At 65.2% G+C, this 12,932-nt stretch carries 7 protein-coding genes and 1 pseudogene; 3 read left to right on the forward strand and 5 right to left on the reverse strand.

Annotated features, from left to right (window positions below):
• Positions 1-180 precede the first annotated feature (180 nt).
• The 3 genes and pseudogenes from OHA58_RS04195 (at position 181) to OHA58_RS04205 (ending at position 9,321) form a co-directional block, all read left to right on the forward strand.
• Positions 181-7,407 carry a polymorphic toxin-type HINT domain-containing protein gene (locus OHA58_RS04195; protein WP_405476527.1) on the forward strand — a complete coding sequence of 2,409 codons (7,227 nt, stop codon included), beginning with the start codon at positions 181-183 and terminating at the stop codon, positions 7,405-7,407.
• A gap of 735 nt (positions 7,408-8,142) precedes the next feature.
• A pseudogene (locus OHA58_RS04200) lies at positions 8,143-8,388 on the forward strand (transposase); the annotation flags it as partial.
• A 174-nt stretch (positions 8,389-8,562) separates the two neighbouring features.
• Complete coding sequence (locus tag OHA58_RS04205) at positions 8,563-9,321, forward strand: ester cyclase (RefSeq protein ID WP_405484748.1); 759 nt, start codon at positions 8,563-8,565, stop codon at positions 9,319-9,321.
• A gap of 29 nt (positions 9,322-9,350) precedes the next feature.
• Here OHA58_RS04205 and OHA58_RS04210 read toward each other — a convergent pair whose 3' ends face one another.
• The 5 genes from OHA58_RS04210 to OHA58_RS04230 all read right to left on the reverse strand — a co-directional run bounded on the left by OHA58_RS04210 (position 9,351) and on the right by OHA58_RS04230 (position 12,906).
• Positions 9,351-9,968 carry a transposase gene (locus tag OHA58_RS04210; protein WP_405484750.1) on the reverse strand — a complete coding sequence of 206 codons (618 nt, stop codon included), beginning with the start codon at positions 9,966-9,968 and terminating at the stop codon, positions 9,351-9,353.
• The gene (locus OHA58_RS04215; RefSeq protein ID WP_405476530.1) at positions 9,878-10,477 is read right to left on the reverse strand and encodes a winged helix-turn-helix domain-containing protein; all 600 of its coding nucleotides are present in this window, start codon (positions 10,475-10,477) and stop codon (positions 9,878-9,880) included. Before OHA58_RS04215 ends, OHA58_RS04210 begins: the two co-directional genes overlap by 91 nt.
• Before the next feature lie 146 nt (positions 10,478-10,623).
• Entirely contained in the window at positions 10,624-11,085 is a 462-nt protein-coding gene (locus OHA58_RS04220) for a hypothetical protein (RefSeq protein WP_405476532.1), read from the reverse strand.
• Positions 11,086-11,087: 2 nt separating this feature from the next.
• Complete coding sequence (locus OHA58_RS04225; protein WP_405476535.1) at positions 11,088-11,585, reverse strand: hypothetical protein; 498 nt, start codon at positions 11,583-11,585, stop codon at positions 11,088-11,090.
• Between the two features lie 28 nt (positions 11,586-11,613).
• On the reverse strand, positions 11,614-12,906 hold the full coding sequence (locus OHA58_RS04230) for a hypothetical protein (protein WP_405476538.1): 1,293 nt from the start codon (positions 12,904-12,906) through the stop codon (positions 11,614-11,616).
• Positions 12,907-12,932: the final 26 nt, after the last annotated feature.

The following is a 12,932-nucleotide window of genomic DNA, read 5'->3' on the forward strand; positions in this document are numbered from 1 at the left end:
GATTCAGCGCACCGCACCGCTCTTGACGGTTACAAGTCACTACGCGGCGTGACGGTGATCACATCAACACGCCATCTCTGGCGCTTGTTCACAGCTCCGCCACAGAATCACGGCATCTGATACGCAATCACGCGTGGTCCGTTCCCGGCCCCCGCTCCAACTGGTCCGGGGGGACTTGCCGTGTTCGGTCTGCATTCACCTGCCCGTCGTTACCGCTCGAGACGGCGCCTCGTACCCGTCATCGGGGCCGCACTCCTGCTCGGACTGCTGCCGGCACAGGCTCTGGCGATCCCACCCGACCCGGCGGTCGAAGTAGGCCGCGAGACGCTGGATCTGGAACCCCTCGACCACGACCAGCAGGTCTCGGGCCAGGTCTTCGACAAGAACCTGGACTCCCTGAAGGTCGACGTTCCCGACGACCAGGAGCAGGCCTCCCCCGGCACCACCACAGCACCAGCTGCCGACACCGGCACCGTCGACTTCGGCACCGGGGTGACTCCAGCCTCGGCCCGTGTCGTCGGCTCGGCCGTAGAGGCGGCGCCCAAACCTGTCGAGGACCTGCCTGTCAGTCTCGGCCAGGCGCCGGACCAGCCGGCTCCCACGGGCGTGTGGCAGGCAAGGGTGTTCGCGCGGACCGACGCCGTGTCCCAGGGCGTGGACGGGGCCGTCGTGAAGGTGCAGGCGCCGGACAGCGGATCCGTTCCCATCTCGGTCACGCTCGACTACGCCCAGTTCAAGAGCCTGTATGGCGCCGACTGGGCCTCCCGCCTGCGTTTCGTCCAGTTCCCCGAGTGCTACCTGACCACTCCGGACGACGAGGCCTGCCAGGCCTACGAAGAACTCGAGACGACCAACGACACCTCCGGCGAGTCCATCACCGCCACCGTGGACCCCGCCGCCGATGGAACCATCACCCCCGCCTCCACCACAGGTCAAACAGCCCAGCGGTCTCGGGCGACGGCGGCCCAGGCGGCCTTCCACACCGCCATCCCTGCAGCCGCCACCGGTGACACCGCGGTCATCGGAGCGGTCGACTCCGGTGGCGGAACCGGTGGCTCGTTCAAGGCGACACCGCTGGCCTCGGACGGCAAATGGGAGGCGGGGAGCTCATCGGGGGCGTTCAACTGGACGTATCCGCTGACCGTTCCTGCGCCCCCTGCCGGCCCGGCGCCGAATGTCTCTCTCGACTACAACTCGCAGGACGTGGATGGCCGCACGGCTGTCTCCTCGCCGCAGGCCTCCTGGATCGGCGAGGGCTGGGACTACGATCCCGGTCACATCGAGCGGCGCTACCGATCCTGTGAGGACGATCGCAAGACCCTCAAGTCCGGTTCGGCCAACAACGCGGCCAAGAAGGATAAGACGTCCGACCTGTGCTGGGTGTCGTACAACGCGGTGATGTCCCTCGCGGGCAAGACAACCGAGCTGGTACGCGATGCCGCTTCGGGGAGCAACCCCGAGACCGACACCGAGACCTATCGTCCGCAGAAGGACGACGGCACCCGCATCGAGCACCGGGTCGGCGGCAGCAACGGCGACAACAACGGTGAGTACTGGGTCGTCACGACCACCGACGGCACCAAGTACTACTACGGGCTGAACCAGGTCGGCGGCGGGCATGCCGACACCGACTCCGTCTCGAGCGTGCCCGTCTTCGGCAACCACCCCGGCGAGCCCTGCCACGCGTCTGCTTTCGCTGACTCCCGCTGTGGTGCGGGCAAGAAGCAGGCCTGGCGCTGGGGCCTGGACAAGGTCGTCGATGTGCACGGAAACGCCATGGTGGTGGACTGGCACCAGTCCACCAACTACTACGCCGTGAAGAAGAAGTTCAAGGCCCCCGAGAGCTACGACCGCGCGGCCTACCCGGATTACATCGAGTACGGCATGCGGTCCTCGGACCTCACCAAGCCGTCCGCGAAGGTCGATTTCGTCGCTGCCCAGCGCTGCCTGGCCCCAGGGACCATCTGTGACAGCGCCAACTTCGACAAGACCGACGACCCCGGCGCCTATCGGCCCTGGTGGGACAGTCCCGGCAACCTCAACTGCAAGTCCACATCCAAACTCTGCCCCGCCTTCCCGTCGTTCTGGACCCGCCTGCGGCTGTCCGCGATCACCACGTACGGGCAGCGTCCCGGCTCCAGCGCGCTGCAGAAGGTCGACACCTACACTCTTCACCAGTCCTTCCCGGAGGACTGGTACGACACCTCGCCCGGCCTGTGGCTGAACTCGATCACCCGCACCGGCTACGGACCAGGCGATAGCACCGGCACCCTGCAGTCCAAGGACGGCGTCAGTTTCGCCCAGTACACGGTCGGCTCCACCTCGCCGCTGCGCGCCCGCCTCAAGGACCGTCAGCTGCCCAACCTGGTTTCCAGCGGTCCGAATGACCAGCGTCCCGCATTCACCCGGCCCCGTATCGGCGCCGTCGCCACCGAGGCGGGCGGCGAAATCGAGGTCGAGTACAAGGGCGGCTGCGCCACCGAGCCCTCCGAGGACAAGGGCGAGGACAACACCACCTGCTACCCGGTCCGTTGGTCCCCGGACGGCGACGAGAAGACGCCGGCCAAGGCCTGGTTCAACAAGTATGTCGTCGACTCGGTCACCGAGACCGACAAGGTGACCTCTCACGGCAGGCCCGTCTACACGAAGTACGGCTACACCGGTCCTGCCTGGGCCAAGAGTGACGACGAGTTCACCCGTCCATCCCTGCGGACCTACAGCGACTGGCGCGGCTACCGGGAGGTGTCGACCACCAAGGGCAGCAAGTCCAGCTCCCAGCAGGGCGATCCGCAGTCCCAGTCGTACTCCAAGACCCGCTACTTCCTGGGCACGGGCGGCGCGGTCAAGGACTCCACCGGCACCTACAGCCTCGTCGCGGACGACGCCCCGCAGTACGCGGGCATGACCGCCGAATCCATCAGCTACGCCAACTCCGACGGCCGGGTCCTCAAGCGCGTCCTCACGTATCCGTGGTCGACGCAGACGGCGTCCCGGTCCCGGGAGAACGAGGACGGCACCGACCTCGACCCGCTGCTCGCGCACCGCTCCGGCGTCCGGCGCACCGACGCCATCCAGACCGTCGACACGAGCTGGCAGGCTGTGCGGACCACGACCACGGTCGATGGCACCTACGGCCTCCCGACCCAGGTCGAGACCGCCGTGGTCAAACCCGACGGCACCGGCGAGGCGCTCTCCGAGCAGACCTGCACGAAGAACACGTACGTCCACAACACGGCGGACTGGCTGATCGGGGTGCCGATCGAACAGAAGACCACCGCCACGCCGTGTTCCGGCTACACCTCGGCCGATCCGGCGACCGAGCTGAAGAGTTCGGTCCGCACGACCTACGACGGCCTGGCCTACGGCGCCACGCCAGCAAAGGGCCTGGCCACCTCCGTCGCCGAGACCAACGCCGCCGGCACGTCCCATTCGATCGTCACCAAGACCACATACGACCCGCTGGGCCGGGTCCGCACGGTCATCGAGCCCAACGCCGGAACAACGGAGATCCAGTACACCCCCGGCGACGCGGGCGGCCCGGTCACCTCCACCAAGACGATCAATGCCCTGGGCCACACCACGACCACGACACTCGATCCGGGACGCGGCCTGCCGCTGACGGTGACCGACCCCAACGGCCAGGTGACGCGCACCGAGTACGACGCCCTCGGCCGACTCGTGAAGGGCTGGTCCGCATCCCGTTCGTCCGGCGGCAAGTCAGCGGACGTGGAGATCGACTACCAGACGGCCATCGCCACCTCCGACGAGACCCGGCCCGCGGCCGTCACCGTCAAGACGCTCAAGGACGACGGTACATACGGCCGCCAGGTGACGCTCTATGACGGCCTGCTGCGCCAGGTCCAGATGCAGACCGAGGCCCACGGCCCCGGCAGGATCATCGTCGACACCACATACAACGACCACGGACTGGTGGACCAGCAGACCGGGGGCTACCTCGCCAAGGACGAGCCCGCTGCGGAACTGTTCCAGCCCAAGTCGACGTCGCTGATCCCCAGCTGGACCAAGACCCGGTACGACGGCCTGGAGCGGCAGGTCCGCCTGTCCACGTACCTCGGCGGCGACTACAAGTACGCCACCTACACGAGCTACGGCGATACGTCCACCTACGTCGACCCGCCCGGTTCCACCGCACCGTCGACGAAGACCTTCACCGACGCCCTCGGCCGCGTCACCAGCATCCGCCACTACACCAAAGCGGACGCCAGCGCCTGGCGCACGACCTCGTACGCCTACGACGCCCGCGGCAACCAGAACAAGGTCACTGACCCGGCGGGCAACGCCTGGGAGTACACCTACGACGCGCGAGGGCGGGTGACCTCCGCCACCGACCCCGACACCGGCACCACGCAGACCGAGTACGACGACGCCGACCGGCCCACCCATGTCACCAGCAGCCTGAACAAGTCGACGTACACGGACTACGACGTGCTCGGCCGCGTCAAGGCGGTCCGTGAAGGCTCGGCGACCGCCGCCCCGACGAAGGAATACTTCTTCGACACGCTGCCGGGTGCGCTCGGCCAGCCGGTCTCCTCCATCCGCCATGCGGCCTCCGGTGACTACATCAACCGCGTGACCGGTTACGACACCGAGTACCGGCCCACCGGCCGCGAGGCGGTGATCCCGGCCAACTCCATGACCACCGGGCTCTCCGGCACCTACGCCTACTCCTACGCGTACACGCCGACCGGAAAGCCGCTGTCCGTCACACTGCCCGCGAAGGGAGGCCTGGCGAGCGAGAAGGTCGTCACCCGCTACAACAACGACGGTCTCGCCGAATCCACCTCGGGCCAGTCCTGGTACACCGCGGACGCGACCTACTCCCCCTACGGCGAAGTCCTGCGCACCGTCTCCGGATCCCAGCCCTCCCGCCTATGGACCACCAACTTCGTCGACCCATACACAGGGCGGCTGCAGCGCACCGTCGCAGACCGGGAAACATCGACCCCGCACCGCATCACGGACAACTACTACTCCTACGACGCGTCCGGCACCATCACCTCCAGCGCCCGCAAACTCAGTGAAACCGCGGGCACGACCTGGGACAACCAGTGCTTCGACTATGACGTGCTGGGTGAACTGGTCCACGCCTGGACCTCCAGCACCACACCGGCAGGCGACGGCACCGGCTGCCAGTCGACGAGCGGCACCAAATGGGGCTACCGCACCGACGCCAGCACCTCGTCCGGCCCCGTGGCCGACGCCCCCAACGAGGCAAGCGACGCGACCAGCCCCGACACATCTCTGGCCTCAAGCCTCACCGCCACGGCCCCGGCCGCCGCGACAGTAGCCACCGGCGCGACCGCCTACCGCCAGTCGTACACCTTCGACTGGCTAGGCAACCGCGCCACTCTGACCGAACACGACCCGGCCGACGCCTCCAAGAACGTCAGCTACACCTACCGCTACGGCACGACTGTCACAGGCAACGGCACCTTCCAGCCGTACACCGCGCAGCCCCACACCCTCACCTCGATCAGCTCCTCCCCCTCCGGCAAGGGCAGCAACTACACATACGACGCCACGGGCAACACCACCGTGCGCGACCTGCCGTCCACCACGCAGAACCTGGACTGGACAGCCGACAACAAGCTGAACGCGATCACCGACGACGGCACCAAGACCAGCTACGTCTACGACGCCGACGGCAACCGCATCCTGGAGAACTCCCCCTCAGGCTCGACGCTCTACCTCGGCGAGACCGAACTCACCACGGACTCCACCGGCAAGATCACACGCGCCTCGCGCGCCTATGGCCAGCCCGGCGCCCCCACCGTGATCCGCACCACCAGCAACGGCGCCACCACCGGCCACAAACTCAACACACTGATCGCCGACCACCTCGGCACCGCCAACACCACCGTCGAACTGTCCGGCACCCAGCCGGTCACACGCCGCGCCTTCAAACCATACGGAGAACTCCGCGGCCCGAAGCCGACCAGCTGGCCCAACAAACGCAGCTACCTCGGCGTCGGCATCGACGACGCGGCCACCGGGCTCACCCACATCGGGGCACGCGAATACGACCAGAACTCCGGCCGGTTCCTGTCCGCCGACCCGATCATCGACATCGCGGACCCGCTCCAGATGAACGGGTACGCCTCCGCCAACAACAGCCCAGTCAGCAACAGCGACCCCACCGGGCTGATGAACCAGGCGATGGGCGGCGGGCCGAAGGCAACACAACAGGACGTTATCGGCGGTATCTACCGGGCCGAAAGAGACTCGGGAACAGACCCGCTCAAGGCGTACCGAGCCGGCCTGGCCACCTGGAACTGGTGGAAGCCGAAACAGCAGCTCAAGAACGTCATCACGATCTTCCCCGGCCTCACGATCAGCAAGAAATACCCGGGCGCCCGCAAATACGCCAATGCCATCCGCAAGGAAGCAGCCGAACGGAAGCTTTTCAACTACAAGCCGACAGAAGAATACATCGGGGACCCCGGATACACCGTCACACTGGCGTTCCTCCAGATGAGCGCCTGCAGCGACACCGGTATCTGTCCCGGCGGAAAGTGGAAGATCTTCACCAGGTACGCCGGTGCAAACATAATAGCTGGCGGCCTCGAAAGAGCAGAGGGCGCCGAAGGGGCCCGCGGTAGCGGGCGTCCAGGAAAGACGCGAAACAAGACATCGAGCGGCGACTGTAACCAGTGCTTCCTTGCGGGCACCCGCGTCAAGCTGAGCAACGGCCACGCCAAAAGAATCGAAGACATCAGGGCCGGAGACAAGGTCCTTGCCACCGACCCGGAGACCGGCGAGACCGGCCCCCGCAAGGTCAGCCGCCTCATCATCACCGAGGACGACAAGCACTTCAACGACCTCACCATCCAGACGAAACAAGGCCCGAAAAAGCTCACCGCCACATACGAACACCCCTTCTGGGTCCCGTCGCTCGGCTCCTGGATCGAAGCGCGTCATCTCGCCCGCGGCATGACCCTGCGCACGCCCGACGGCACCACGGTCACCGTCATCGCAAACCGGGCCTACGCCAAGCATGCCCGCACCTACAACCTCACCGTCGCCGACCTTCACACGTACTATGTGCTGGCGGGCGCCACGCCGGTCCTCGTTCACAACAGCAACTGCAATCTATTTGATGGACCTGGCTGGCAACACGTGCTGGATGAGCACGTAGATGGAAGCCCGGGAGTGGTGTCAGGAAACACTACTTTCTCCAATTACATGGATCTGGATGAAATTGGAGAATTGATTGAGGATACCGCCAAAAATCCCGGGCGGCGAAATACCCCTGATGCAACTGGGCGACCTCGCGACGGAACAATTCACACGTACGATTTCGGTTACCCTGTTGGGTCTCGAGGTGAAACTAGCGTCGAAGTGATCCTCAATCCAAACGGATCTATACGTACCGCCTACCCGAGGTGATGGCGATGGAAGAATTGTCTCTGCATTGGAATATGGTTCGGGCCGGCTCGGCCGACCTCATTCTGCGATTTCCGCATGAGGTCATCGAAGTGCACACCACATATGTGGGAGATGGTCTCGGCTCTGTAGTGCAAGCTGCCATCGACCTCCGACTGGGGTCAAGCTCGGCAACGGCCTTCCTTCCTGCCGAACCCGCGGGTACCTTCCTGTTCTTTACGGGAGCGGACGAAGAGGCGTACTTGCAGGTCGTCCAATTCGCAGACACGGAATCAGAGTCCCGTCGCTGGAGTGGTGGCAGTCTGCGATGGTGCGGTCGGATCGACGTTCGTACACTCATTCGCAGCGTAGTGGTCATGGCCGACGACGTGCTGGTTCAGTGTGGCGGCGCTGACGCATATTCAAGGGCGTGGGGTGGAATCACTTTCCCGATTCGCGAGTTGGAGAATCTCCGGTAGACCGTGATCCTGGTGCGCCCAGCAGACATATGAAAAAGGTCTCCGAGAGGATGCGGTGCAAAAGTAACGCTGTGGTAGCACCGCCCGGCTTCTGGATGCGGTGAGTGCAAACCTGAAGGCCCGTCAGGCTAGTACTCCAGCCGGACTTCTCCATTACCGCTGGTCAACGGCTTGAGTGTGGGGAGTGTAGCGGTCTGGGGTCGGGTGCGGGGCGGTCTTGGCAGACCGTCCCGCGAACGTGTGCCCACGCCGCATGTAGTGACAGCGGGCCGAGCAGTCCATAGGCGTGATCAATGACGTGCCCACGAGCGTGTGGGGCCAGGAACTCGAGAACCTCTTCCTGCGGGCCGGGGCCTGTTTCGCCCGGGTGGAACCCCGACGCCGGATGCGGGATTACGTGCGCGGACTGTTGGGCCCGGTGGGCCGCAAGAACGGCTGGCAGCTCGCCGAGTACGCCGGCCACGCCACTCCCGACGGCCTCCAGCACCTGTTGTCCAAGAGCCGCTGGGACGCCGACCGGCTCCGAGGACTCGCGTTCAACGAACGTAGGAGGCACAGTTCCTGGCGCGCGACTCCTAGGGGGCAGAGTGCCGCAGAGCGTGTACTGAGCCGGACCGAGGGTGCTGAGCCCCTGGAAGCGGAGATTGCCCTCCGTGGGCTCAAAGATGCCCGCGCTCATTGGGCCCATGCGCTCTCCGAAATCACCCAGCTACATCAAGAGGCGCGCGGTGGAGCCGTGCTCGACGAGGGGCCACAAAGGCCAGGCCTACTCCTCATCGACTGCAAGACGGCCAGGGTCAGCGACATGAACCGCCTCATGGACTCATGGGTTGAGCAGACGAAGGGCCGTCGCACCGCTACCCATAGCATCGTCGGCAAGGATCGTTCCGAGCCGGACCACTACGTGGAGATCGTCGAGTATCCGTCGTACGAGGAAGCGATTCGAAACCTGCAACTGCCGGAGACGAGCCGATTGTTTCACGAAATTGTGGCCCTTTGCGACGAGAAACCGGCACTGGTGGGCCTCGATGTGGTCAGAGACCAGCAGTACAACAAGGCCATCATCCACCAGTACTTCAATGAGGTCCTCAATGGCCGCAACCTCGACCTGATCGATGGGCTATTTCTCCCGGACTATCAAGACCACGATCCCGCCAACAAGGTGGATGCGTACGGACCTGCCGGAGTGAGAGATAAGGTCGCCGGCTATCTCTCGGCCTTCGACCTCCAGTTCAGGGATCTGGAGCAGACTGCTGAGGGCGACGATGTGACGACTCGGTGGACATGCCACGGGACCCACACCGGTGAGTACATGGGGTTTCCGGCAACCAAGAAGGAGGTGGAGGTCACGGGTATCGCCATCCACCGCATCCGTGAGGGCAAGATCGCGGAAGGCTGGTGGAACTGGGACGTCCTCGGCATGCTGCAGCAACTCGGCATCGTCGAAGCGGCAGTTTGAACGTAGCTAGAGCTCTTCGATGGCTGAGGTTACGGCGGTTGGAAGTCGAGGCCGGTCTTGGCAATGAGGCCGTCGATGAGGCCGGGTCGGTACTGCATCCGTTTGAGCCGGGTCTTCACCAGCGCAGTGAGCTGGTCGAGGCTGTGTTTGGTGAGGTTGGCCAGCGACCGTTTCAGGTGCGACCAGACGCCTTCGACTGGGTTGAACTCAGGTGCGTACGCTGGCAGTTGGTAGACGGTCAGCCATAATCGGGCGTCGATCAGCTCCCGCATGGTGCGGCTGACGTGCGTGTTCAGATTGTCCCAGACCAGGACGATCGGGCTGCCGAGTTGCTGGTGTGCGGCGTCGAGCAGGCGGGCGTAATCAGTCTCGGTGAAACCCTTGCGCCGACCTTTGGCGGGGCCACGGTTGAGGTGGATGCGGTAGATCAGCCGGGGCCGGCGGCCGGGCTTGGTGCAGATCAGTGCCGCCATGGAGACGCGTTTGGTGCCCGCGGCGGTGAACCGCACGACAGGTGTGTGGCCTCGTCGGCCCCAGGTTCGGCCTTTGGGCGGCCTCAGCCCCTGGCCTGCTTCGTCCTCGAAGCAGAGCCAGGCGCCCAGGTCCGCCGCCGTCTTTTTATGACGAGCCGCTGCTCGTCCTTCCAGGCGGCGATCTTCGCCTCGTCGCGCTCGGTTGCCTTACGGGAGGGGACCTGGACACTCCAGCCGATGCGGTGCAGCAGCAGATCCATCCCGGCCAAGGTGTACTCCACGCCGAACCGGCGGTGCACGACCTCGGCAATCCTCGCCAGAGTCCAGCACTGGTCGCTCCAGCCCGCAGCGGCCGGACCGGCATCCAACACCGCCCCCAGCACGCGCAATTGCCCCGCATCAAGCTTGCAGCGGGCACCGCCGGGACCCTTGGAGACCAGGGCCTGCCGCCCGCCCGAAGCCAACGCCCGCCGCCAGCGGTTCGCCGACATCCGGGTCACCCTGAACCGCCGGGCCACCTCCCGGTCGGTGGCCCCCGCCTCAATCAAGCCAGTGGCTGCGAGACGAACTTGCTCGCGTCGAGCCCGCTCCTCGGCCGTCAGCCCACCGCCATCGGGATACCTCATCCCTCCGATATAGCGCGGCTCATGACAGCTGTCACGACCCCCTGTAACCCACACCATTAAAGATCTCTAGTTCTCCTCCTGCGCGCTCGGGTGCACGGTGCGCACGAAGTTCTCTAAGTCTTCGAGGACTTCGCGGTGCTGTTCTGTGGTGGATGTCAGCGCCAGTGTCTCCTTGGGCGGTTCCCTAGGCGGTTCCCCCACCGTCAGAGCCTGAACACCCCCCGCCAGGTCCACCCGGCGCGCAGCACCGTGACCTCCAGGGGGTTTGTCACCTCCTGTGTGTCGAAACGGAACACCTCTACCCGTTGTTTACGGCCGTCGGGTCCCGTCACCGTTTCCTTCTGTGTGAATACCGCGGGGGCGTGGCCACGTCCGTACTGCTGATTGGCGTTGCCAGCGGAACGGTTCTCCCATCGTTCGTGGATGACGCGCACCTCATGCTTCTCCGGGACCAGGCGCATGCTGGTCTTCAGCCTCACACCAACCCTCTTAATGTGGCACTCCGCCACCAGGTCCGCCTTTTCTCCCTGCTGCCCTTCACGCAGGCTGTAGGGCACGTCCGGGCTGTTCAGTGCAAGCAGCGCGTCGCGTAGGTCTGCCTCAGGCTTCGGGGTGACAAGGCCATCGGGGATCCTTGTGCCGGTCCATCTACTCAAGAGGCCCATGGCTATGCTCGCGTCCCTGTGTCGGAGTGAATTGTGCGGATGAAGTCCTGGAATTCCCCCAGAACATCATCGTGCTGAGCCGCGGTGGCGGTCAGTACCAGCCGAATCACTACGCGGTTGGCTGGATTCTCGATTTCAGGCAGAGACAGGTACGCCTGTGTCTGGACGAGGTCGTGATGTGTGCCGTTGACGGTGGTGGAGAAGGCCAGCCGCTGAGTCAGGGCAGGTGCATCCGCAGGTCCCACCTCGCGGCGGTGTTCCACAATCACCGGCTCAGCAAGGTCGCGCAGGCGCTCGACCGACTCGTCCGCGATGTCCGCCAGCGTCGATGTCTCTGGGAGCACCTCGCCGGCGATGGTGATGTTCGCGGCGAATCCGGCATCCGGCTGCGGATGCACTGCCGCGAAGGCCGCTTCCTCGGCCTCGGCTGTCTCCGGACGGGCGGGAAGCCAGCCCTCCGGCAATCGGAATTCGATGGGGATCGGCAAGGGTGTGGGCATCTCCTGCCCTCCTTCCTAAAGGGATGGATCAGTCAATCCAGCCGGTGACGGTGTCCTTGAGGGAACTGGCCCCGTCGCCGATGGCCTCTACTCCGTCGCCCACCGCATCGGCAAGATCGCCAGCGGTTTCACTGAACTTGTGCGGATCGACGGTGATCTCAAGCCCAACCGCCCCGCCGAGTATGGGGGAAGCGCCGGCCTTGCCCCCAAGATGGAACTCGCCATTGTCGTCCTTCTTGTAACCCCACCACGCTTCGGCACCGGGACCGGCCCAGCCCTCAGCGGTCCCGCCGATGCCGATCCCGGCGACCTCGAAGCCCCCGGCTCCGGTTACCTTGCCCCCTGCGAATGCCTTCGCTCCAACAGTGAGCTCGTCCTTGGTGGCCTTGGCGTTGACGCCCGCTTCAGCACCCACGAAGCCCTCGCCCCGTGCATACCCGCCGACCCAGGGGCCGTACTCGGCGCGGCCTTCGGTCAATCCGCGTACTCCCGCGGATACCTCAGCTTTACCGACGACGCCCTTGTTGTTGAATCCGTAGTTCGCGGTGGCCCGACCACCGCCGTAGATGTCAGCGATCCCTGAGAGCGTCAGGTCTCCCTGTGCCAGCGTGCCCTTGGCGGTCTCGTGGAAGGCGTCGATGTACGCCTTGAGTGAGCCTTCCTTGCCGTACTTGGGGCCGGTGACCGTGAACCCCATGTGCGGCCACCCGTCAGTCTTGGTGTGGGGGTCCTTCTTCTTGCCGAGGTACTGGTCGATGTCGCCGTGGGCCTGGCCGTTGAAGCCGTTGACGGTGCCGTCAAGGAGGTCGCCGTCCACCACCACCGACTGCAGTGCGGTCTGGACATCCTTGTCGGCCGCGTCCGCGTCCTTCACGCACTGGTCAATGACCAACTGCCAGGCGCTGACAGCTTTGTGGATACTGCTCTGGTAGTCAGGGTCGTGGACCATCGCGCTGCGCTCAGCGTCGGTCAGGTCCGTCGTGTCGAAGGACACCGCCCCTTGGTCGGAGACCTTCATCCCTGCCTTGATGGCGTCGTCGCGGACCGATTCGAGTTGCTTGCGCAGGCTCGTGAACCCTGTGTGTGCGTCGCGGAGCAGAGAGGCGACGGCCTTCGCCTCCGTCTGAGCTTTCTGGAACTCCTTGAGGGTGACGTCGAAGCGCCCGTTGGCTGCCTGCGCGCTGAGCCCCGTCCAAGTGCTGCCCATGGAAATGCCGTGCACGTCACGGCGGTACGCGCTCTCCAGGTCATGGAACCTCTTGGTCGCCATGCGCTCCCACTGGTCGGCGGCCGTGGTGAGCGTGGACAGGTCGGTCGTCATGATCTCGTGGTACGTCGGCATGGGTT

This window comes from Streptomyces sp. NBC_00009 (assembly GCF_045040855.1).
Taxonomy (GTDB): domain Bacteria; phylum Actinomycetota; class Actinomycetes; order Streptomycetales; family Streptomycetaceae; genus Streptomyces; species Streptomyces aureus.